This is a genomic window from Rhodococcus sp. W8901, from assembly GCF_013348805.1.
Classification (GTDB): domain Bacteria; phylum Actinomycetota; class Actinomycetes; order Mycobacteriales; family Mycobacteriaceae; genus Prescottella.
This window is the reverse complement of sequence record NZ_CP054690.1, coordinates 1,608,651-1,629,927: the sequence shown is the minus strand read 5'-3', so window position 1 is coordinate 1,629,927 and position 21,277 is coordinate 1,608,651. Positions and strand designations below refer to the sequence as shown.

The window sequence follows — 21,277 nt, the reverse complement described above, 5'->3', positions numbered from 1 at the left end:
TCGCGCACTTGTCGTCGACCGGTGTTCACCGAACACGACGACAAGTGCGCGAAACGCGAGATCAGCGCGGGATCAGCCGAGCGCCTGCTCCACATCGGCGAGCAGATCGGCCGCATCCTCGATACCCACGGACAGGCGCACCAGATCCTCCGGCACCTCCAGCGCGGAGCCCGCGGTGGACGCGTGCGTCATCGCGCCCGGATGCTCGATAAGCGACTCGACGCCGCCCAGGGACTCGGCGAGCGTGAAGATCTGGGTGCGCGAGCAGAAGTCGAGCGCGGCCTGCTTGCCACCCTTCAGTCGCACCGAGATCATGCCGCCGAAGCGCCGCATCTGCTTGGCCGCCACCACGTGGCCGGGGTGCGACTCGAGGCCCGGGTAGATGACCTGGGAGATCGCGGCGTGGCCGGTGAGCAGATCGACGATCTTCTCGGCGTTGTCGCTGTGCCGTTCCATGCGCAGCGCGAGGGTCTTGATGCCGCGCATCGTCAGGAAGGCGTCGAACGGTCCCGGGACCGCACCCGCGCCGTTCTGCAGGAACGCGAACTTCGTATCCAGTTCCTCGTCGTTCGTCACGAGCGCGCCGCCCACGACGTCGGAGTGTCCGCCGATGTACTTCGTCGTGGAGTGCAACGCGATGTCCGCACCCAACTGCAACGGCTGCTGCAGGTACGGCGACGCAAAGGTGTTGTCCACCACCAGCTTTGCCCCGGCGGCGTGTGCCACCTCGGAGATGGCGGCGATATCGCCGATGTTGAGCAGCGGGTTGGTGGGGGTCTCGACCCACACCAGCTTCGTGTTCGGCCGGATCGCGGCGCGGACGGCGTCGACGTCGGACACCGCGGCGGGGGTGTACTCGATGCCCCACTGGGTGAAGACCTTGTCGATGAGCCGGAACGTGCCGCCGTAGGCGTCGTTCGGGATCACCAGGTGATCGCCCGGGCGAAGCATCGACCGCAGCACGCAGTCGGTGGCCGCCATCCCCGAACCGAACGCCCGCCCGAACGTGCCCGACTCGAGCGCCGCGAGGTTCGCCTCGAGGGGGCGACGGGTCGGGTTGCCGGTGCGCGCATACTCGAAGCCGCCGCGCATCCCGCCGACGCCGTCCTGGGCGAAGGTGGAACTGGCGTAGATCGGCACGTTGACCGCACCGGTCTGCGGGTCGGGCTCGTACCCCGCGTGGATGGCCTTGGTGGAGAAACCGCTGGAGAATCCCTGCTCGCTCATGGCGACCAGCCTAGCGACCCGGGCCGCCGCACCCGTCCTCCGGCCGTCGGCCCACCCGCCTCAGTTCGACATGGCCGCGCCGACCGCGAGAACGACCTCCACGGCCTGCTCCTTCGACACGTCCGCCCCGTCGGGAACGATGAGGAGAATCTGCGCGCCGGGCAACGACAACGCCACATCGCGACCACCCAGTGGGGTCGAGACGTAGCCACCCAGCCGTTCCGCGGCAGGAGACGACACGAACCTGTCGGGCCGCTCCTTCGCCATGTAGTCCCGGGTCCGGGCCAGCTGTTCGGCGGTCTGGTCCACGGAGTTGACGGAGACGGTGACCGCCTTCGTCAAGCCCCCGGCACCGGACTGGTTGAACCAGCACATGGTCGATCCGCCGTCGACCGAGGGAGTCCGGTCCAACCGGTAGCCCTTCAGCACGCCCAGCACCGGCTTCTCGATCTCGGCGCACGTCGGCGGCTTCGACACCTGGACGGCAGCGCCGCCCGGCACCCGCGGCTCGGTCGCCGGCGACCCCGAATCGCTGTCGGGCGGTCCCGCCACGACCATGCTGTCGCCCTGTGCCTGCGGCGTCCCCTCGATCGTGCTCCCGCACGCCGAACCCGACATCACCACCGCCGCAAGACATGCGGCAGCCCCCACTGCTCTCCCCCATTGCATGCCGAGAGCGTAACCGAGCCCCGAAACGGGAGAATCCCCGACGGTGGCCGTCGGGGATTCTCCGTGAAACTCGCGGCGTTACGCGCCGGCGCTGAGGAAACCGAGCAGGTCGTGCCGGGTGATCACGCCGACGGGCTTGCCGTCGTCGACCACCATGAGCGCATCCGTGTCGCCGAGGGCCTTCGTCGCCGACGACACCGGCTCGCCCGCACCGATCAGCGGGAACGGCTTGCTCATGTGCTTCTCCACCGGGTCGGCGAGAGCGGCCCGGCCCTCGAAGACCGCACTGAGCAGGTCGCGCTCGGATACGCTGCCCGCGACCTCGCCCGCCATGACGGGCGGTTCCGCGCCGACGACCGGCATCTGCGAGACGCCGTACTCGCGCAGGATCTCGATCGCGTCGCGCAGGGTCTCGGACGGGTGCGTGTGCACGAGGTCCGGCAGCTCACCGGACTTGCCGCGCAGCACGTCGCCGACGGTCTGCTCGCCGGTCGAGCCGTCGAGGCGGCTGCGCAGGAAGCCGTACGACGACATCCACTCGTCGTTGAAGATCTTCGACAGGTAGCCGCGGCCACCGTCGGGCAGGAGCACGACGACGACGGCGTCGGGGCCCTCACGCTCGGCGACCTTGAGCGCCGCGACGACGGCCATGCCGCACGAGCCGCCGACCAGCAGGCCCTCCTCGCGGGCGAGACGACGGGTCATCTCGAAGGAGTCGGCGTCGGAGACGGCGATGATCTCGTCCGGAACCGACGGGTCGTAGGCGGTGGGCCAGAAGTCCTCGCCGACACCCTCGACCAGGTACGGCCGTCCGGTGCCGCCCGAGTACACCGAGCCCTCGGGATCGGCGCCGATGACCTTGACCTTGCCGCCCGAGATCTCCTTGAGGTAGCGACCGGTGCCGGTGATGGTGCCGCCGGTGCCGACGCCGGCGACGAAGTGCGTCACCTTGCCCTCGGTGTCCCGCCAGATCTCGGGCCCGGTGGTCTCGTAGTGGCTGTCGGGTCCGCCCGGGTTGGCGTACTGGTTGGGCTTCCAGGCGCCGGGGATCTCCTTCACCAGACGGTCGGAGACGTTGTAGTAGCTGTCCGGGTGCTCGGGAGCGACCGCGGTGGGGCACACCACGACCTCGGCGCCGTATGCACGCAGCACGTTGCGCTTGTCCTCGCTGACCTTGTCGGGGCAGACGAACACACACTTGTAGCCGCGCTTCTGCGCGACCAGGGCCAGGCCGACGCCGGTGTTGCCGGACGTGGGCTCGACGATGGTGCCACCCGGCTTCAGCTCGCCCGACGCCTCGGCGGCGTCGATCATCTTGACCGCGATGCGGTCCTTGGAGCTGCCGCCCGGATTGAGGTATTCGACCTTGGCAGCAACCAGCCCGGAGTTCTCGCCGACGACGGAGGACAGCTTGACCAGAGGGGTGTTGCCGATGAGATCGACGACATGATCCGCGATGCGCATGACCCCATGCTTCCAGATCCGATTCGGACACGTGTCGCGAAGGGTCCTTACCTGCGCGAAACCGCCCCGGCACGGGCTCTCGCTGAGTGGGACGGGCGTTCGTCACTCGACTTCCGGGAACGTGTTTCAGAACCGCGTGCATCCGACCAGGTCGCGGCCCCTGCGGCCGGGCAAAACCCGCGGTAGGACGAGTTCCGGGCCGCCGACGACTGACTGCCGCGTGGTGATGTGGCGCAGGCAACGTAAGTTCATGGTCGAAGAGACCAACGTACGAAGGAGTTTCCATGCCCGAGGCAGTCATTGTCTCCGTTGCCCGCTCGCCCATCGGCCGCGCCATGAAGGGCTCGCTGGCGAGCATGCGTCCGGACGACCTCGCCGCGCAGATGGTTGCCGCCGCGCTGGCCAAGGTTCCTGAGCTCGACCCCACCGAGATCGACGACTTGCTGCTCGGCTGTGGCCTGCCCGGCGGCAAGGCCGGCTTCAACATGGGCCGTATCGTCGCCATCAAGCTCGGCTACGACACCCTGCCCGGCACCACGATCACCCGCTACTGCTCGTCGTCGTTGCAGACCACCCGTATGGCCCTGCACGCGATCAAGGCCGGCGAGGGTGACGTCTTCATCTCCGCCGGTGTCGAGTCGGTGTCGAGCTTCGCCGCCGGCAACTCGGACTCGCTGCCGGACACGAAGAACCCGTTCTTCGCCGAGGCCATGGAGCGCACCGCGACCGCCGCCCAGGGTGGCGTCCAGTGGAGCGACCCGCGGTCGAACGGCATCGTCCCCGACGCGTACATCGCGATGGGCCAGACCGCCGAGAACGTCGCGCAGCTGACCGGCATCTCCCGCGAGGACCAGGACCGCTGGGGCGTCCGCTCGCAGAACCGTGCGGAGGAGGCCATCAAGGCCGGCTTCTTCGAGCGCGAGATCACCCCGGTCACCCTCGCCGACGGCACCGTCGTCAGCACCGACGACGGCCCGCGCGCCGGCGTCACGTACGACGCCGTCAGCCAGCTCAAGCCGGTCTTCCGCCCCGACGGCACCGTCAACGCCGGCAACTGCTGCCCGCTCAACGACGGCGCTGCCGCGCTGGTCATCATGAGCGACACCAAGGCCAAGGAGCTGGGCCTGACCCCGCTGGCCCGCGTCGTCTCCACCGGTGTCTCCGGCCTGTCCCCCGAGATCATGGGCCTGGGCCCGATCGAGGCCACCAAGAAGGCCCTCGCGCTCGCCGGCAAGTCGGTCAGCGACATCGACCTGTTCGAGATCAACGAGGCCTTCGCCGTGCAGGTCCTCGGCTCCGCCCGCGAGCTGAAGATCGACGAGGACAAGCTGAACGTCTCCGGTGGCGCCATCGCCGTCGGCCACCCGTTCGGCATGACCGGCGCCCGCATCACCGCGACGCTGATCAACAACCTGCAGACCCACGACAAGCAGTTCGGTGTCGAGACCATGTGCGTCGGCGGCGGCCAGGGCATGGCAATGGTGCTGGAGCGCCTGAGCTAGTCCTCACCTGATTCCGCGAACGGGCGGTTTTCTGAACGTCGGCCGAGAGGCCCGTCAGAAAACCGCCCGTTCGTCGTCAGACAGGAGCACCGGCGGCTCGGAGCTTTTCCCGTACGCGGGCGACCATGGCCTCCGGCCGGTCGTACAACAGCTCTGCACCTACCCGAACTACCGTCCATCCGAGCGCCTCGAGTTGGGCAAGCCGCTCGATGTCCCTCGCGCGCTACCCTCGGTTCCAGTGATCGGCACCGTCGTACTCCACGAGGACCCACCACTGGACCCAGCCCAGATCCGACCGCGCGAAGACACGTCCACTCCGGTTCCGGATACGTATCTGAGTCTGCGGCCGGGGGAGTCCCGCATCGACGAGAACCAGCCTCGTATGGGTCTCCGGCGGCGACTCCGCACCACCGTCCACGTCGTCGAGGATCCCTCGGAGCCGAGCTATCCCGCGCATGCCGGCGTACCGGTCGGCCAACCGCGACACGTCGATCGGCTTCAAGCCCGTCGCATTGCACAGCGCATCGACTGCCGCGATCGCCTCGAGCCGCGGCAACCTGCGTCCCAGATCGAATGCGGTACGGGCCGGAGTTGCCACCCCGATCCCACCAAGAAGGCGAAACTCGTCCGGTTCGATCCGACAGTTGTGAGTGATCATCCCGGACGGCGGCCGCCAGTGACCCGAACGGATCACCTCGGCAGGTTCATGGCCACCGATCCACTTCGCCCCGTGGAGCGCAGCGGCCGAGAATCCGGTCAGCACCGCATCGGGGCCGGCGAACAGCGCCGCGGCTCGGGCCCGTTTGTCCGGCGTGAGTTCGACGTGCCTGCTCAGGTACACGCCACGGTAGATCCGGACGAAGTCGTGATAGAGCTGGTGATCTGTCAGCCTGCCGGCCACAGTCGATCGCAGGAATGGCTCGTCGTACTCCCCCATCCGTGCAGCATCACCCACCCCGACCGGCAGGACCGCCACCGCCAGCGAGTTATCCCCAGGCCGACGACGACGAACGGGCGGTTTTCTGACAATCGGCCGCGTGGCCTGTCAGAAAACCGCCCGTTCGTGGGGCGCGTGAGGCTAGTCGTTGTTGAAGTAGCTCAGCAGGCGCAGGATCTCGACGTACAGCCACACCAGGGTGACGGTGAGGCCGAGGGCGACGCCCCAGGCGGCCTTCTCCGGCGCCTGGGCGCGGATCAGCTGGTCGGCGGCGTCGAAGTCGAGCAGGAAGCTGAACGCGGCGAGCGCGATGCAGACGAGGCTGAAGACGATGGCGATGGTGCCGCCGTCACGCAGGCCGAAGCCGCCGTCGGTGAAGAAGCTCGCGATCAGGTTGCCGACCATCAGGACCAGGACGCCGATGAGGCCGCCGATGATCATGCGGGTCAGGCGCGGGGTCACGCGGATGGCGCCGGTCTTGTAGACGACCAGCATGCCGAAGAACACACCGAACGTGCCGAGCACGGCCTGGCCGATCAGCACGGACGCCTCAACGCTGTCCGCAACGACCAAGCTGGTGAATATGAAGGAGAAAGCACCCAGGAACACGCCCTCGCACGCCGCGTAGGCGAGCACGATCGCCGGGTTGTCCATCTTGCGGCCGAACGACGCGACCATCACGAGGACGAAGCCGACGAGGCCGCCGACGATGACGAACGGTGCGGCCAGCGCCTCGTTGTTGTTGACCAGGAAGAACGAGATGATCGCCGCCACGGTCAGCACGCCGAGCGTGATCGCGGTCTTGGTGACCACGTCGTCGATCGTCATGGCCCGCTGGGTGGTCTGGTACTGCTCGGGCGCCTGGTACTGCTGCCCGTATTCCTGCGTGACCTGCGCGGCGCCGGCCTGCGCGGATCCGAAGGTGGCGTATCCGCTGCCCTCTTGCTTGGGCAGGTTCTTGAATACCGGGTTGCTGGTGGTGCGCACCGTGCACATCCCTTCTCGTGGTCGTCTGTCGTGCCCGTCGGGGCCCGTCTCGGCCGGGTCGGACCGGCGTCGTTGTCCGTGAAACGTCCGGCACCGAGGGGAAAGTTCCCGCGCGCCGAGCCGAGTTGGACATTTCGGACTGTACCGGGGACGCGTCTGCCACCGCTATACGAGCACCTGATCAACGGTAACGTCGTTCGGCCGCAATCCAGCGGAAAACCACGATTCGGCCGACAATGGGCGCATGGGAATCGAAGACGGATTCGACGAGACACTGGATGTCAGCGAGAGCCTCGATTCTGACGAGGTCCGCAACGCCGACGGCGACGACGTCGTCGACGCCCCCGACGAGTGGAGCGAGGCCGACCGCTTCGGCACCACCCTCAGGGAGGCCGAGCAGGGCGAGAGCCTCGACCAACGCCTCGCCGAGGAGGAGCCGGACACGCCGCCGTCGGGCCCCGACCGTGAGGACGACGACGAACTGCAGGGCGCCGAGATCGTGGACGGGGTCATCGTCGAGGACATCGGACTCCACCGCGGCCAGGTTGACGGGGACGCAGCCGGCGGCGGACCGGTCCAGTAGTCCCCCTGCTATTGCGCGCGGACGGACCGCGTGACGCTGAACTTCGGGTTGCGCCCGACCACCTCGGTGCGCCCCACCGCACGGGCCAGGCCGCTCTTGTACTCGAGATGCGAGTTGAAGACGGTCCACATCTCGCCGCCGGGACGAAGGACGCGTCCGGCCTCGGCGAACATCTTGGTAGCCGCGCCGGTGTGCACCGCCGCGCCCACATGGAACGGCGGGTTGCAGACGATCAGGTCGACGCTCGCGTCCGGAAGCGATGCCATGGCGTCGTCGCGCAGTCCCCGGACCCGATCGCCCACGCCTGCCGCACGGGCCGTCGCCTCGGCCGACGCAACGGCCGCCGCCGACTGGTCGGTCGCGACGACCTCGATCTCGGGGCGCCACGACGCGAGCGCGACGGCCAGGATGCCGGTGCCGCAGCCGAGGTCGACCGCGGTTCGCGCGTCGGGCAGCGCCCGCGGCAGGAACTCGAGCAGGTATCGCGTGCCGATGTCGAGTTTGGTGCCGGCGAAGACCGCACCGTGTGCGAAGACGTCGAGGTCCAGTTCGTCGAGGTGCTCGGAATTCGGGAACCGTGCTGCCGTCGAGATCTCCCGCGGCGTGTCGGCGATCAGCACGCGTGACTTCTGCCGCCCGCGGCTGGCACGCACGTTGACGAAGGACCGGGCCAGCACCTCGTTCATCGTCGGGGTGATGTGCTTGTCGCGTCCACCCGCGAACACGACGACGCCGGGGTCGGCGTAGCGGGCGATCGCGTCGGCGATCTCGTCGAGCTCGTCGAGGCTGCGCGGCAGCTGCAGCAGGACGACGCGGGCGCCGGCCAGCAGTTCCTCCCCCAGGCCGCACGACCGGTAGCAGTCGGACAACTCGAACGTCGACGCATTGTTCGCGAGCGCGCGTTCCCCGGTGAGCGGATCCTGGTGCACACGAATCCCGGTCACTTCGTACTGGACGGCGGTGCCGAGGGTGAGCGCGCCGTAATGGTCGCCGATCACGACGATCGAATCGCCCGGGACCGAGCCCAGGGCGTCCGCCGCCTCGTCGAGGATCAGACGGTCCGCCGCGTCGACGGCGAACAGGTTGGGGGCCTCGACGTCGGGGAATCGACGCATGAGGGTGAACAGGTTTTCGGCGGAGAGCATGGCTGTAAGTGTGCGCGTACCCCGTGACGGCAGCCGGATCGGGGACCGTCCCGAATCCCGGCGAATCGCAATTTCGGGTCTCCTCCTGCCGCTAGGCTCCGCCCGAAGGCGCATACCGGACAAACAGTGACGGGATTCGATGGCGTTCAGGAGCAGGTGCGTAGCGGGAATCGCATCGACGCCGATCGTCCTGCCCTTCACCGCGGAGAATCAGATCGGCGGTCTGGCCGTCGACAACGGCGCCGCCTACCTGGTCGACGGAGTCCACGAGCGCATACCGGCCCGGCTGTCGACGTCACCCGCCACCGGATCGCTCGCCTCGCTCGGCCCACTGTTCGGAAGCTGAATCTCAGCCGGCCGGTCGCTCACCGAGGAACGCGTCGATGTGCCGCCACGTGGTGTCGCGCGCTCCCGGTCCGGCGAGCAGGCCGAGGTGGCTGCCGGGCGCGGTCTCGAACCGCACCGACGGCGACCCGGTGAGGACGTCGACGATCGCACCGACCGAGTCGGCGGTGGCGATGACGTCACCGGTACCACCGACCGCCAGCACCGGAACGGCGAGTTCGGCGAGCTTGATCGTGGTGCCGCCCACCGTGACCCGGCCCTCGAGGAGTCCGTTGCCGAGCACCAACTCCTCCGCCATCTGATAGAACAGCCGGGCCGGGTACCCGGGCATCTCGGCCATGAACCGATCGATCGCTTCCATCCGGGCGAGGGTCTCGGTGTCGTGCAGGTTGCGCGCGACGAACCACGGCTTGAGGAGTTCCCGCGACGGCGCCGTCGCGCGGTAGGCCACCTGCACCAGGGGCGCCGGCAGTCCACCCATCAGCCGGGTCAGTTCGGTGACCGGGCGGTGTCCGGTGACGCGGGCGACGGCGCGCGCCACGGCCATCGTCGGAATCTTCGAGTAGTCGATCGGCGTGCCGAGCGCGGTGACCGACGCGATCGGCAGATCGGGATGCGCCGAGGCCGTGAGCAGCGCGAGCGTGCCGCCGAGGCTCCAGCCGACGACGTCCACCGGTGCGCCGCCGTGCAGTTCGCTGACCCGTCGCACCGCGCCGGGCACGATGTCGTCGGTCCAGTCCTCGAATCCGAGGTTCCGGTCGGCGTAGCCCATCGTCCCGTAGTCCACGACGTAGGGCGTGCGACCGGACCCGAGCAGGTGCGCCGCGAGGCTCTGCCCGGGCCGCAGGTCGTAGCAGTGCATCGGGACCGCGAGCGGTGGCACGAGCAGCACCGGCGCACCGGAGTCGACGGGGCCGTAGCGGTGCAGATCCCGATGCGGCTCTTGATGAATCAGCTCGGACGGCGTCCGCTCCGACGACCCGACGCCGTCACCGAACGTCAGCCCCCACGCGTTGCGCAATGCGACGTTCAACCGCGTTTCCCAGTCCGATTCCCGCACAGCCCGTTCCCCCGTATCGATCGACGACGACGTTCGTTGCGGGAATCTTACTCGCGAGTCAGTTAGTGCGCCTGCCGGGACAGCAACTCCTCGAAAGGCACCGAGTTCGCGAACGGATCGGCCGGGCCGACGTTCTCACGCGCGATCATCGCCGCGGCCAACTCGCCGGCCGCCCGCTCGATCCGCTGGGCCAGACCCTGGTCGCCGGACCCCGCCCAGTCCTCGGATGCCGCGTAGACCGCGGTCGGGACGGTCGCGGCCCGCAGATACGCGAACATCGGCCGGGCGGCATGCTCGAGTGCGAGCGAGTGCCGACCGGTCCCGCCGGTCGCGCCGAGCAGGGTCGGCATGCCGTCGAGCGTCCCCCGCTCGAGGACGTCGAAGAACGACTTGTACAGCCCGCTGTACGACGCGTTGAAGATCGGCGTGACCGCGATCAGTCCGTCGGACTTCGCCGCCCGGTCGATGACCGCCCGCAACCCGCCACCGCGAACCCGGTGAGCAGGTTGTCGGTGAGGGCGTGCGCGTGGTCGCGCAGTTCGACGATCTCGACATCCGCGGTGATGCCGCGTTCGGCGAGGGCGTCGACGGTGGCCGCGGCGAGCCGGTCGGCCAGCAACCGGCTCGACGACGGCTGCGTCAGTCCGGCCGAGATCACCGTCAGCGTACGGGTTTTCGCGCCGGTCACGACAGCACCTCCGTCTTCTTCGCGGCCAGCAGGCTCGCATGCGTGGGAGCCTCGGGGACGTGTGCGGGGCGCAGCGCGTCGAACTCGCGTCGCAGCACCGGCACGACCTCCTCGCCCAGCAGGTCGAGTTGCTCGAGGACGGTCTTCAGCGGGAGTCCGGCGTGGTCCATCAGGAACAGCTGACGCTGGTAGTCGCCGAAGCTCTGCCGGAACGAGAGGGTCTTGTCGATGACTTCCTGCGGGCTGCCGACGGTGAGCGGCGTCTGATCGGTGAACTCCTCGAGCGACGGCCCGTGCCCGTAGACCGGGGCGTTGTCGAAGTACGGCCGGAACTCGCGGACCGCGTCCTGGGAGTTCTTGCGCATGAACACCTGGCCACCGAGGCCGACGATCGCCTGATCGGCCGAGCCGTGACCGTAGTGTTCGAAGCGACGACGGTAGAGGTCGATCAGTCGGACGAAGTGATCGCGGGGCCAGAAGATGTTGTTGGCGAAGAAGCCGTCGCCGTAGTACGCGGCCTGCTCGGCGATCTCCGGGCTGCGGATCGACCCGTGCCACACGAACGGCGGGACGTCGTCGAGCGGACGCGGCGTCGAGGTGAACGATTGCAGCGGCGTGCGGAAGCGGCCCTGCCAGTTCACGACGTCCTCACGCCACAGCTTGTGCAGCAGCGCGTAGTTCTCGACCGCCAGAGGGATGCCCTCGCGGATGTCCTTGCCGAACCACGGGTACACGGGACCGGTGTTGCCACGGCCGAGCATGAGGTCGACGCGACCGTCCGCGAGGTGCTGGAGCATCGCGAAGTCCTCGGCGATCTTCACCGGGTCGTTGGTCGTGATCAGCGTCGTGGACGTCGACAGCATGATCCGCTCGGTGCGGGCGGCGATGTAGCCGAGCATCGTCGTCGGCGACGACGGCACGAACGGCGGGTTGTGGTGCTCGCCGGTGGCGAACACGTCGAGCCCGACCTCCTCGGCCTTCTCCGCGATCGCGACCATCGCCTTGATGCGCTCAGCCTCGGTCGGGGTCCGGCCGGTCGTGGGGTCCGTGGTCACGTCACCGACGGTGAAGATTCCGAACTGCATGCCTACCTCCAAAGTATTTCAAGTTTCAACTATATGCGACCAACCGCGGGCGACTCCCCGATATTCCACCGATCTGCTTGACGATCGCCCCCAACCGTCATTGACTGCTGACAAGGATCGCCGTCACCACCGACCAGGGGGTCGTATGAGGGTCACGCACGACGTCACCAACCAGGCTCCGCCGCTGATCGACTACGACGCCGCCGACTACCCGCCGATCCTCGAAGCCCTGCAGCGCGAGGGCGCCCACCACGCGCTCGACGAGGTGCACCACGTCGGACGGCTCGCCGGCGGCGCCGACGCGCAGGCGCTCGGCGATCTCGCGGAGGCTCATCCGCCCGTCCTGCGGACCCACGACCGGTACGGCCACCGCATCGACGAGGTCACCTACGACCCGGCCTACCACCAGCTGATGGACACCGCCGTCGAGTTGGGGCTGCACGGCGCCCCGTGGGGGGATCCCCGACCGCACGCGCATCTCGTGCGCGCCGCGAAGATGGCGGTGTGGGGGCAGGTCGACGCCGGCCACGGATGCCCGATCTCGATGACGTACGCCGCGGTGCCGGCACTGCGCCACAATCCCGAACTCGCGCTGCAGTACGAGCCGCTGCTCACCGCCCGCGTGTACGACCCGGAGCTGCGCGCCCCGCTCACCAAGCCCGGGCTGATCGCGGGTATGTCGATGACCGAGAAGCAGGGCGGCTCCGACGTCCGCGCCGGCACCACCCGCGCCGTCCCGCAATCGGACGGGTCCTACCTGCTCACCGGGCACAAGTGGTTCACGTCGGCGCCGATGTCGGACGTCTTTCTCGTCCTCGCGCAGGCGCCCGGCGGACTCACGTGCTTCCTGCTCCCCCGGATCCTGCCCGACGGCACCTGCAACGCGATGCACCTGCAGCGGCTCAAGGACAAGCTCGGCAATCACTCGAACGCGAGCAGCGAGGTGGAGTACGACGAGGCCGTCGCGTGGCGGGTCGGCGACGAGGGCCGCGGCGTCCGCACCATCGTCGAGATGGTCAACATGACGCGGCTCGACTGCACGATCGGGACCGCGACCGGGATGCGCGTCGGCGTCGCGCAGGCCACCCACCACGCCGTGCACCGCAGCGCCTTCGGCGCCCACCTCATCGATCAGCCCCTCATGCGCAACGTGCTCGCCGATCTCGCCGTCGAGTCGGAGGCGTCCACCACCGTCGCGCTGTGGCTCGCTGCGCTCACCGACCGCGCCGACAACGGCGATCCGCAGGCGTCGACCCTGCGCCGCGTCGCCCTCGCGGTGAGCAAGTACTACGTGTGCAAGCGCGGCCCCGCGCACGCAGCCGAGGCCCTGGAATGCCTGGGCGGCAACGGCTACGTCGAGGAGTCGCGGATGCCCCGGCTGTACCGGGAGGCGCCGCTGCTGTCGGTGTGGGAGGGCTCCGGCAACGTCGCTGCCCTCGATGTCCTGCGCGCGATGGGCCGCCAGCCCGAGTCCGTGGAGGCGTTCTTCGACGAACTCGACGACAGTGCCGGTGCCGACGCCCGCCTCGACGCCGCTGTCGCGAATCTGAAGGACGCGTTCACGGATTTCGACACGCTGCAGCACCGTGCGCGGCGGGTGGTCGGCGACATGGCGCTGGCGCTGCAGGGCGCCCTCCTGGTGCGGCAAGGGCACCCCGCGGTGGCAGACGCCTTCTGCGCGACCCGCCTGGACGGCGACTGGGGCACCGTGTTCGGCACCCTGCCGACCGGCCTGGATCTGGCCCCGATCATCGACCGTGCGACCCCCAAAGTAGGTTCCTGAGAGGCCACTCATGTCCCGTCCCTCACCCGTGTGCGTATCCGTCAGCAAGATGATCGAGGCACGGCCGAGCACGCTGTACGCCCTGATCAGCGACATCACTCGAATGGGTGACTACAGTCCGGAAACCGTGTCGGCCCACTGGCTCGACGGGGCCACCGGCCCACGGGTCGGGGCTCGGTTCGAGGGCTCCAACCGGATCGGCCGCGCACGGTGGTCGACGAAACCGCAGGTCGTCACCGCAGAGCCGGGACACCGTTTCGCGTTCCGGGTGCCGGGGCGATCGGGCGCGTTGTGGACGTACACCTTCGAAGCCACCGAGGGCGGCACGCTGGTAACCGAGGCGATGCAACAGGGTGTGCCGTCGCCGCTGCCCGTCCGGATGATCCAGCGCTGGACCGGGGTGACCGATCGCGCCGAGCATCTGCGACAGGGCATGACGACGACGCTGGACCGACTCGGGGACGAGGCCGTCACGCACGAGCGCCGGGCGTAGCGCACCACGCCAGACGGATCTTCCGTTCGGCCCGCGTTATCCGCTGGGCAAGAGTGGCTTTCGGCACGAAGCATGCCGACCCGGTCACCGAAGCCGCACCGCCGTCGGACTTGCGGACCGTCGTGGCCGTCCGCGTCGGCTGCAGATCGGCGCCCACGACCCAGTGTCCGCCGACGATGAGGACGCCGGAACGCTCGCACCGAGGCGTCCGCGTTGTCATAGTGGAGTCATGGCCGACGAACTGGACGCACAGCCCGAAGTGAATGCCGCACCGGACCTCCGCCGCTACGAGGTACGCGTCGGAGATGCCACCGCCGGATTCACCCAATTCGTCGACAGCGGTGACCAGCGCATCTTCTTCCACACCGAGATCGGCGAGCGTTTCGCCGGTCGGGGTGTGGCGAGCACGCTGATCCGCGCGGCACTCGAGGACACCGTGGCGCACGACAAGCGGATCGTGCCGATCTGCCCGTTCGTGGCCGGATTCCTGGAGAAGCACGACGACTTCAAGGGCTACGTCGACGCCGTCACGCCCGCCGCCCAGCAGGCGGTCATCGACTCACAACTCTGACCGGTGACCACCCGGCGTCCGCACCGAAGTGAGTCCGGACCGTACCGGTCCCGATTTCCTGACCTCGTCCCTGCCGCCGTCGAGCAGGCCCGGACACCAGTTGTGCACCGTCGCATCCGAGGACCCCGTCGAGGTCCGACGGCGTCCGGGGCGACCCTCGCTCGTGGCCGCGGCCGGCGTCCCGCCCGGCGTGGTCGACTGGGCCGTCACCGGCACCGCGGCCACCGGAGTCGCAGTGGGATCGCTGGCCGCGCTACCCGTCGGTATCGCCGCGCTGGTTATCTGACCCCAGACAACACGACAGGCCCCGCTCCGTTTCCGGAGCGGGGCCTGTCGTCAGTCGTCACCCGATTCGGGCGACGCGCGATCAGATCGCGTTGATGTTCGTGGCCTGGGGGCCCTTGGCGCCCTGGCCCAGATCGTAGGAAACGCGCTGGTTCTCGTCGAGGCTGCGGAAGCCGCCGCCCTGGATCTCCGAGTAGTGCGCGAACACGTCAGCGCTGCCGTCCTCGGGAGCGATGAAGCCGAAGCCCTTTTCAGCGTTGAACCACTTCACGGTGCCGGTTGCCATTTTGTACTCCTCATGCTTGCCGATCACGAATCGCCGATGTTCGAGCGACCCGGGCCGGTACTGCCGAAAGCGATACCCGAAGAGGAGATCTATCCCCCACAACTAAAGGAATTGCGAGCGCACAAACATGCAACCACAAAACACTATGACCACTTTCAGTCAATCACACTTGAGTCAAGAAGTCGACGCGATTCGGATCACTTTGCCGGACAGAAGATTTCCGGGCCTCGGTCCGCGACCCGGAAACGCAGCCGCCGGACGCCGCGACGTGGCGCACCCAGCGATCGCTGCGGCGGTGCGTGCGGCCCAGCCGACGGATCTCGCGGAGCCAGAAGTGCGCCGCGAGCGTCGTCTGCGCACAGGCGTCCGGCTCATCCGACGCGCCGTCGACGACGGCGACCAACGCCTCCGAGAGAGCAGCAACCTTGAGGTTGTTCTCCTGCGAGTGCCGCATCAGCAGTTGCGCGGCGGCGTCGGGTTCACACCGATAGAGGATGCCGACGATCTCCAGGGCGCGCGCCCGGAGCGCCGCGGACCGGCCGCGTGCGTGCTCTCGACGCGCTCCCGAGGAGGCCGGACGGATCCCGACCGGCGAATGGACAGTGCTGTAGTGCATGAAATTCCTTCGTGGTCGTCGCGAGTTCGCCTCGGCGACAACACGTATCGGCGCCTTCGCGCCTGACTGTGATCTTTCGGTCGACGATGGGCCCGACTCGCGAGCGCTCGACCTGTGAGTTCGTGAGGAGGTCAGGGATTCGACGGTGTCGTCGTCCGGCGGCTCAGGACCAGTGTCCGAGCCGGCATGCAGCCTCGATGGCGCACCTGACAGACCCACTGTACGGCATGCGCAGGGAAAGGCGACCGTCACCCCCGCGCCCGGCGCTCCCCCGATCCTCGCCAGACCTCCCGTCCCGGCGGTGGCCCGCCCTAACATGGGTAGTGGAACAGGAGCGATGCGCCTTTCGAACCCGCGCTCTCGCGGTGACGGCGCCCACTGGTCCGCGTGGAAAGGATCGACCGATGACACAGGAGAACGACCCACACCACAGCGCCACGCACGGAGGGCGAATGCTCGCGAACATCCTGGCGGCGGCCGCACTCGCGGCAATTCCGCTGAGCATCTCCACGGCTCCGGCAGCGGCCGAGACGGCATACACCGCAGATCGACCGACTGCGGTCGCGGCGACACAGGCAGGCGTCGACCACACCGCCCCGTGCCGACGCTGGCAGAACCCACAGGCGTACGGACACTGGCACTGCCGCTAGCCCGACCGTCGAGCACGCTCAGGCGAGCCACTCCGATAAGGAGTCATCGCAATGGGTTGCAGCGCAGTGACGTCAGCGGCGGATACCGCGAATGGCCCGACGGTTCGTGATGTGCTCAACGGCGGAGGTCCCACCCACCGGATTGCGATGGGCGGGACCTGCGATGCCATGTGCCGGCGGGCGGCGGGACGGAGGTGCCCCCAGTGGGACTCGAACCCACACTTTGCAGATTTTAAGTCTGCTGCCTCTGCCAATTGGGCTATGGGGGCCCACCACCGGCCCGACTCCGGTGGCCACGACAGTGGAAACCAAGGAACAGTGTAGGCGGAACAAACAGTGAGCTAATTCACGACCCGCCCAGCGAGACTGACATTGCAATCCCGTCCAGGATGTCGTGTTCGCTGACGACGAGCTCATCGATTCCGGCACGCCTGGAAAGCTCGTCGGCCAGAACGGCGGTGACAATCGCCCCGCCACCGATCACATCGACCCGACCGGGATGCATCGGGCCGAGGGCGGCCCGCTGGTCGTGCGTCATGGTCACGAGGCGGTGCGCGACCTCGTGCAGTTGGTCGATGCCGAGCCGCGACAGGTGCACCCGCTCGGCGTCGTACTCCGGCAGATCCTGCGCGACGGCGGACAGCGTCGTCATGGTGCCGGCGACACCGACCCACGTGCGGGCCTGCTCGACCGGCACCTTCGCGAACGCCTGCTCGAGCCGGTCCGACGCGAACGAGCGCGCGGACTCGATCTGCTCCGCGGTGGGCGGATCGTCGTGCAGGCAGCGTTCCGTCACTCGCACACAGCCGACGTCGGTGGAATACGCGGCGTGGACGCCGGCGGCGTCGCCGAGCACGACTTCGGTGGACCCGCCGCCCAGATCGACCACGACGAACGGCCCCGCGGCCGGATCGAGTTCACCGACGGCACCCGAGAAGGACAGCCGCGCCTCCTCGTCGCCGGTGATGACCTCGGCCTCGGCGCCGGGGATCACGGCACCGAGCACCTCACGGGTCATCGCGAAGAAGTCCTCGCGGTTCGAGGCGTCGCGGGTAGCCGACGTGGCGACCATCCGCACGGCCGTCGCCCTGGTCTCGCGGATGATGTCGGCGTACTCGACGAGCGCGACGCGGGTCCGCTCGATCGCCTCGGGCGCGAACGCCCCGGTGGCGTCGACGCCCTGGCCGAGACGCACGATCCGCATCAGCCGGGCGACGTCGGTGAGCCGGCCGTGCTCGTCGGCGTCCGCGACGAGCAGTCGGATCGAGTTGGTGCCGCAGTCGATCGCGGCGACCCTGGTCACTCTCCGTCTCCCGCCTCGCCGGGTCCGCGGTACTCGGGCCAGTCCGCGGGAATCGCGGTGCCCCGCAGCTTGCCTCGCGCGGCGAGGGCGACCGACTCGTCGCCGAACGGGTTGACACCCGGCCCCTTCGCGAGGGAGTGCGCCATCAACACGTGCAGGCACTTGACCCGATCGGGCATGCCGCCACCCGTGAAATCGGTTCCCAGGGAATCGATCTCATTACGCTCGGCGAGGTAGGACTCGTGGGCACGGCGGTACGCCGCGGCCAGCTCCGGATCGGTTCCGAGTCGCTCCGTCATCTCCCGCATCACTCCGGCGGACTCCTGCCGGCTGGCCTCGGCGGTGAGCCGGGGGTCGGTGAGGTAGTAGAGGGTGGGGAACGGCGTGCCGTCGGGCAGCCGGGGGGCCGTCTTCACGACGCCGGGCTGCCCGTCCGGGCAGCGGTAGGCGATCTCGAGGACGCCCCGCGGGGCACGACCCAGCTGGGCCTCTACGGCGTCGAGGTCTTCCTGGGGGACGGACGATTCGCTCACCCGGTGGGTACTCCTGGTTCTTCTGGTGCGGGAGCCGGCACCACGGGGGCCGCCGGCGGTGACTCTGGTTCGGGCTCGACGGACGGCGGCGGTTCGGTGAGCCGCTGCCACAGGTCGCTGTGCCACGCCCCGGTGGACGGCGGTGGCGGCGGCGCATCCTTCTCCGGCGGCTTGTAGTCGCCGGGCAGTTGCACCTTGTACGGGGTCTCCCCCGGCCGGACCAGGCCGAGGCGTTCCCTGCCCTGCGTGGCGACCCACGCGGGATCCTCGATCTGCTCCTTCTGCCGCTGCAGATCGTCGAGTTGCTGTTCGAGATCGCGCTGCTCGGACGCGAGGCGGTCCGCTTCGGAGCGTTGCGTCAGGTAGGTGCGCAGCGGCATCGCGAGGGTGAGCGCCAACGCGCAGATCACGACGCCGAGGATCACGGCACGTCCCGTCGAGAGCCCGAAGAACGTGCGCTCGGGTCGTTCCGGGGACGTCCTGCGTCCCGGGCCGGCTCGCTTGGAGCGGGCCCGGGACGGGGCGGGAACATCGGCCGCGGCGGCGGCACCGGCTTCACCGGGTGCCGCCGGCTCGACGCGGCCGGTGGGCGCGGCAGTGGCGCCGGAGCGGACCCGGCGGGGCCGACGTGGCCCCTGATCCGACCCGGCACCGCGGCGACCGGGACGCCCACCCGGAGAGGGGCGACCCGACCGCGACCTACCGCGCTGATTCATCAGCTGGCGGAACCCTCGAAGACGAAGCGCGGGAACGCCACCTCACCGGCGTAGCGGGCGGCGTCGCCGAGGCTCTCCTCGATGCGCAGCAGCTGGTTGTACTTCGCGACGCGCTCGCTGCGAGCGGGGGCGCCGGTCTTGATCTGGCCGCTGCCGACCGCGACGGCCAGGTCGGCGATCGTGGTGTCCTCGGTCTCACCCGAACGGTGGCTCATCATCGTCTTGTAGCCGCTGCGGTGGGCCAGGTCGACGGCGTCCAGGGTCTCGGTCAGGGTGCCGATCTGGTTGACCTTCACCAGCAGTGCGTTGGCCGCACCCTTGGCGATGCCCTCTTCGAGGCGCTCCGGGTTGGTGACGAACAGGTCGTCGCCGACGAGCTGGATCTTGTTGCCGATCTGCTCGGTGAGCGCGACCCAGCCCTCCCAGTCGTCCTCGCTGAGCGGATCCTCGATCGAGACGAGCGGGTACTGGCCCAGCAGCTCCGCGTAGAACGCGCCCATCTCCTCGGCGGTGCGGATCTTGCCCTCGAACTTGTAGCCGGTGCCCTCGGTGTAGAACTCGGTGGCCGCGACGTCGAGCGCCAGCGCGACATCGGTGCCGAGCTTGAGGCCCGTCTTGGCGATGGCCTCGATGATCAGGTCCAGCGCTTCCTTGGTGCCGGCGACATCCGGGGCGAAGCCGCCCTCGTCACCGAGACCGGTGGACAGGCCCTTGGCCTTGAGCACCGACTTGAGCGAGTGGTACACCTCGGCGCCCCAGCGCAGGGACTCCTTGAAGGTCGGTGCGCCGATGGGGGCGACCATGAACTCCTGGACGTCGACACCGGTGTCGGCGTGCGCGCCACCGTTGAGGATGTTCATCATCGGGACGGGCAGCACGTGGGCGTTGGGGCCACCGACGTAACGGAACAGCTCCAGACCGGACGACTCGGCACCGGCGCGGGCCACGGCCAGCGACGCACCGAGCAGGGCGTTCGCGCCGAGCCGGGACTTGTCCGGGGTGCCGTCGGCGTCGAGCAGCGCCTGATCGACGGTGCGCTGCTCGGTGGCGTCCAGGCCGATGATGGCCGGCGCGATCTCACCGAGGACGGCCTCGACGGCCTTCTCGACACCCTTGCCCAGGTAGCGGTCGCCACCGTCACGCAGCTCGACGGCCTCGTGCTCACCGGTGGAGGCACCGGAGGGAACGGCGGCGCGGGCGAAGCTGCCGTCCTCGAGCAGCACCTCGACCTCCACCGTGGGGTTGCCACGGGAATCGAGGATCTCGCGAGCTCCTACCTGCTCAATGATGGCCACGAATGGTTCTCCTTCGGCGGCTTCGTACGGCTGCTGGGGACGACAGTGAAATGCCGGTCCGGACAGGCAGCGTCTGGGTTGTCTACGGGCAGGCGACCACGGTGAGCCGCCGGATGCATAGTGCCAGGTCTGAGCCTAACCGGAGTAACCGACTCCCGTCCCGCGGCGCGCGCGGCGTGGCCCTCGTCACCGCGGTCCCGGCGGCGGTCACCGGCGCACCCCCACCGAGTAGGCCGCGGCACGATCCCGGACATCCAGCAGGTACTCGCCGGACAGGTTGTAGGCCATGAGCGCCGCGGTCCAACCGTCTGCGGTGGTGAGGTCGCCGCCACGCGCGCACAGGTAGCGCGCCGCGGTGAGCGCGGCGTCGTCGATGTTGTCCGGATCGGCCGCCCCGTCCCCGTTGGCGTCGACGCCCCAGCGGCTCCACGTCTCGGGGATGAACTGCAGCGGCCCCATGGCGCGATCGTGGGTGGCGTCGCCGTCCATCGCTCCCCCGTCGGTGTCGGGGATCTCCGCGACTCCGGGCGACCCGTCGAGCGGGATGCCGCGGATGGGTGGAGTCACCTTCCCGCCGTCGTCGACGCGGGAGCCGCCGTGCGTGCCGTGCTTGCTCTCGACAGCGGCGATGCCCGCGAGGGTGGTCCACCCGATGCCGCATTCGGGGCGTGTCGCGGCCATGACCGCGGCGGCGTAGCCGTACGCCTCGAGTGCGGTCGGGGAAATCGCCAGGGCGTCCGCCAGTGGCGCCGCCCAGTCCCCCAGCACGTTCGCGGTTCGTCCGGGCGCGTCGACGTCGATCGGCGGGAGCGGCGCACCGGGCCCCGGGGGAATTCCCTCGGGGATCTCGATCCGCGGCTTCCTCTGGTCCAGCTCGTCGAGTCCCACCGCGAGCGTCACGACCGCGGTCCCGACGAGGAGCGAGGACGTCACGATCAGGAACGTGCGGAACGGACGCCGCCGTTTCGGCGGTGGGGCCGGCGGCAGTCCCGTCGCTGGCGTTCGCGGCACCCCGGTGCGCGTCGCGGCATCTCTCATCACGTCGTCCATCATC

Annotated in this window: 24 protein-coding genes, 1 tRNA gene and 1 pseudogene; 8 read left to right on the top strand and 18 right to left on the bottom strand. The window is 69.1% G+C overall.

Annotated elements, in window-relative coordinates:
• Positions 1-72: 72 nt before the first annotated feature.
• The 3 genes from HUN07_RS07815 to HUN07_RS07805 form a co-directional block, all read right to left on the bottom strand.
• Positions 73-1,227: a cystathionine gamma-synthase gene (locus tag HUN07_RS07815; RefSeq protein WP_174908934.1), complete on the bottom strand. Its 1,155-nt coding sequence runs from the start codon at positions 1,225-1,227 to the stop codon at positions 73-75.
• 60 nt (positions 1,228-1,287) lie between these two features.
• Complete coding sequence (locus HUN07_RS07810; protein WP_174908932.1) at positions 1,288-1,896, bottom strand: hypothetical protein; 609 nt, start codon at positions 1,894-1,896, stop codon at positions 1,288-1,290.
• A gap of 78 nt (positions 1,897-1,974) precedes the next feature.
• Positions 1,975-3,360: a cystathionine beta-synthase gene (locus tag HUN07_RS07805; RefSeq protein WP_174908930.1), complete on the bottom strand. Its 1,386-nt coding sequence runs from the start codon at positions 3,358-3,360 to the stop codon at positions 1,975-1,977.
• A 284-nt stretch (positions 3,361-3,644) separates the two neighbouring features.
• On the opposite strand from HUN07_RS07805, the gene HUN07_RS07800 reads away from it, so the two are divergent.
• Complete coding sequence (locus HUN07_RS07800) at positions 3,645-4,862, top strand: acetyl-CoA C-acetyltransferase (protein ID WP_114718304.1); 1,218 nt, start codon at positions 3,645-3,647, stop codon at positions 4,860-4,862.
• A gap of 76 nt (positions 4,863-4,938) precedes the next feature.
• Here the strand turns inward: HUN07_RS07800 and HUN07_RS07795 are convergent.
• Positions 4,939-5,799 (bottom strand): annotated as a pseudogene (locus HUN07_RS07795) (DUF559 domain-containing protein).
• A 141-nt stretch (positions 5,800-5,940) separates the two neighbouring features.
• Complete coding sequence (locus HUN07_RS07790; RefSeq protein WP_174908928.1) at positions 5,941-6,786, bottom strand: Bax inhibitor-1/YccA family protein; 846 nt, start codon at positions 6,784-6,786, stop codon at positions 5,941-5,943.
• A 244-nt stretch (positions 6,787-7,030) separates the two neighbouring features.
• Here HUN07_RS07790 and HUN07_RS07785 point away from each other — a divergent pair, with 244 nt between their 5' ends.
• The gene (locus HUN07_RS07785; RefSeq protein WP_114718302.1) at positions 7,031-7,369 is read left to right on the top strand and encodes a hypothetical protein; all 339 of its coding nucleotides are present in this window, start codon (positions 7,031-7,033) and stop codon (positions 7,367-7,369) included.
• 8 nt (positions 7,370-7,377) lie between these two features.
• Here the strand turns inward: HUN07_RS07785 and HUN07_RS07780 are convergent, their stop codons facing one another.
• A complete protein-coding gene (locus tag HUN07_RS07780; RefSeq protein WP_174908926.1) occupies positions 7,378-8,514 on the bottom strand; it encodes a class I SAM-dependent methyltransferase in 1,137 nt (378 codons plus the stop codon).
• Positions 8,515-8,653: 139 nt separating this feature from the next.
• Here HUN07_RS07780 and HUN07_RS07775 point away from each other — a divergent pair, with 139 nt between their 5' ends.
• Positions 8,654-8,860 carry a hypothetical protein gene (locus HUN07_RS07775; protein ID WP_174908925.1) on the top strand — a complete coding sequence of 69 codons (207 nt, stop codon included), beginning with the start codon at positions 8,654-8,656 and terminating at the stop codon, positions 8,858-8,860.
• A 3-nt stretch (positions 8,861-8,863) separates the two neighbouring features.
• On the opposite strand, the gene HUN07_RS07770 is transcribed toward HUN07_RS07775, so the two are convergent.
• The 4 genes from HUN07_RS07770 to HUN07_RS07760 form a co-directional block, all read right to left on the bottom strand.
• The gene (locus HUN07_RS07770; protein ID WP_174908923.1) at positions 8,864-9,919 is read right to left on the bottom strand and encodes an alpha/beta fold hydrolase; all 1,056 of its coding nucleotides are present in this window, start codon (positions 9,917-9,919) and stop codon (positions 8,864-8,866) included.
• Positions 9,920-9,981: 62 nt separating this feature from the next.
• Positions 9,982-10,398, bottom strand: a complete 417-nt coding sequence (locus HUN07_RS07765) for a CE1759 family FMN reductase (protein WP_254622842.1) — start codon at positions 10,396-10,398, stop codon at positions 9,982-9,984.
• A complete protein-coding gene (locus HUN07_RS26880) occupies positions 10,356-10,607 on the bottom strand; it encodes a hypothetical protein (protein ID WP_254622841.1) in 252 nt (83 codons plus the stop codon). The genes HUN07_RS07765 and HUN07_RS26880 overlap by 43 nt, the downstream gene beginning before the upstream one ends.
• Complete coding sequence (locus tag HUN07_RS07760; protein WP_174908921.1) at positions 10,604-11,692, bottom strand: LLM class flavin-dependent oxidoreductase; 1,089 nt, start codon at positions 11,690-11,692, stop codon at positions 10,604-10,606. Before HUN07_RS07760 ends, HUN07_RS26880 begins: the two co-directional genes overlap by 4 nt.
• Positions 11,693-11,837: 145 nt before the next feature.
• Here HUN07_RS07760 and HUN07_RS07755 point away from each other — a divergent pair, with 145 nt between their 5' ends.
• The 4 genes from HUN07_RS07755 (at position 11,838) to HUN07_RS07740 (ending at position 14,825) form a co-directional block, all read left to right on the top strand.
• A complete protein-coding gene (locus HUN07_RS07755; RefSeq protein ID WP_174908919.1) occupies positions 11,838-13,475 on the top strand; it encodes an acyl-CoA dehydrogenase family protein in 1,638 nt (545 codons plus the stop codon).
• Positions 13,476-13,485: 10 nt separating this feature from the next.
• Positions 13,486-13,968, top strand: coding sequence for an SRPBCC family protein (locus HUN07_RS07750; RefSeq protein WP_302675478.1), 483 nt, complete (start codon positions 13,486-13,488; stop codon positions 13,966-13,968).
• A 229-nt stretch (positions 13,969-14,197) separates the two neighbouring features.
• Complete coding sequence (locus tag HUN07_RS07745; protein WP_174908916.1) at positions 14,198-14,539, top strand: GNAT family N-acetyltransferase; 342 nt, start codon at positions 14,198-14,200, stop codon at positions 14,537-14,539.
• Positions 14,540-14,567: 28 nt separating this feature from the next.
• Entirely contained in the window at positions 14,568-14,825 is a 258-nt protein-coding gene (locus HUN07_RS07740) for a hypothetical protein (protein ID WP_174908914.1), read from the top strand.
• Positions 14,826-14,906: 81 nt separating this feature from the next.
• Here HUN07_RS07740 and HUN07_RS07735 read toward each other — a convergent pair whose 3' ends face one another.
• Both HUN07_RS07735 and HUN07_RS07730 read right to left on the bottom strand, forming a co-directional pair.
• Positions 14,907-15,110 carry a cold-shock protein gene (locus tag HUN07_RS07735; RefSeq protein WP_114718550.1) on the bottom strand — a complete coding sequence of 68 codons (204 nt, stop codon included), beginning with the start codon at positions 15,108-15,110 and terminating at the stop codon, positions 14,907-14,909.
• A 163-nt stretch (positions 15,111-15,273) separates the two neighbouring features.
• Positions 15,274-15,726: a hypothetical protein gene (locus tag HUN07_RS07730; protein ID WP_114718294.1), complete on the bottom strand. Its 453-nt coding sequence runs from the start codon at positions 15,724-15,726 to the stop codon at positions 15,274-15,276.
• A 404-nt stretch (positions 15,727-16,130) separates the two neighbouring features.
• On the opposite strand from HUN07_RS07730, the gene HUN07_RS07725 reads away from it, so the two are divergent.
• The gene (locus HUN07_RS07725) at positions 16,131-16,376 is read left to right on the top strand and encodes a hypothetical protein (protein WP_147283438.1); all 246 of its coding nucleotides are present in this window, start codon (positions 16,131-16,133) and stop codon (positions 16,374-16,376) included.
• Positions 16,377-16,571: 195 nt separating this feature from the next.
• Here the strand turns inward: HUN07_RS07725 and HUN07_RS07720 are convergent.
• The 6 genes from HUN07_RS07720 to HUN07_RS07695 all read right to left on the bottom strand — a co-directional run bounded on the left by HUN07_RS07720 (position 16,572) and on the right by HUN07_RS07695 (position 21,261).
• Positions 16,572-16,645: transfer RNA gene (locus tag HUN07_RS07720), tRNA-Leu, on the bottom strand.
• 77 nt (positions 16,646-16,722) lie between these two features.
• Positions 16,723-17,679 carry a Ppx/GppA phosphatase family protein gene (locus HUN07_RS07715; protein WP_174908912.1) on the bottom strand — a complete coding sequence of 319 codons (957 nt, stop codon included), beginning with the start codon at positions 17,677-17,679 and terminating at the stop codon, positions 16,723-16,725.
• Complete coding sequence (locus HUN07_RS07710) at positions 17,676-18,212, bottom strand: DUF501 domain-containing protein (protein ID WP_114718291.1); 537 nt, start codon at positions 18,210-18,212, stop codon at positions 17,676-17,678. Before HUN07_RS07710 ends, HUN07_RS07715 begins: the two co-directional genes overlap by 4 nt.
• Positions 18,209-18,928 carry an FtsB family cell division protein gene (locus HUN07_RS26875; RefSeq protein ID WP_254622840.1) on the bottom strand — a complete coding sequence of 240 codons (720 nt, stop codon included), beginning with the start codon at positions 18,926-18,928 and terminating at the stop codon, positions 18,209-18,211. The genes HUN07_RS07710 and HUN07_RS26875 overlap by 4 nt, the downstream gene beginning before the upstream one ends.
• Positions 18,928-20,223 (bottom strand): phosphopyruvate hydratase, encoded by a 1,296-nt coding sequence (gene eno, locus HUN07_RS07700; RefSeq protein ID WP_114718290.1) that lies wholly within the window; start codon positions 20,221-20,223, stop codon positions 18,928-18,930. The genes HUN07_RS26875 and eno overlap by 1 nt, the downstream gene beginning before the upstream one ends.
• A gap of 207 nt (positions 20,224-20,430) precedes the next feature.
• A complete protein-coding gene (locus HUN07_RS07695) occupies positions 20,431-21,261 on the bottom strand; it encodes a lytic transglycosylase domain-containing protein (protein ID WP_174914528.1) in 831 nt (276 codons plus the stop codon).
• Positions 21,262-21,277 lie beyond the last annotated feature (16 nt).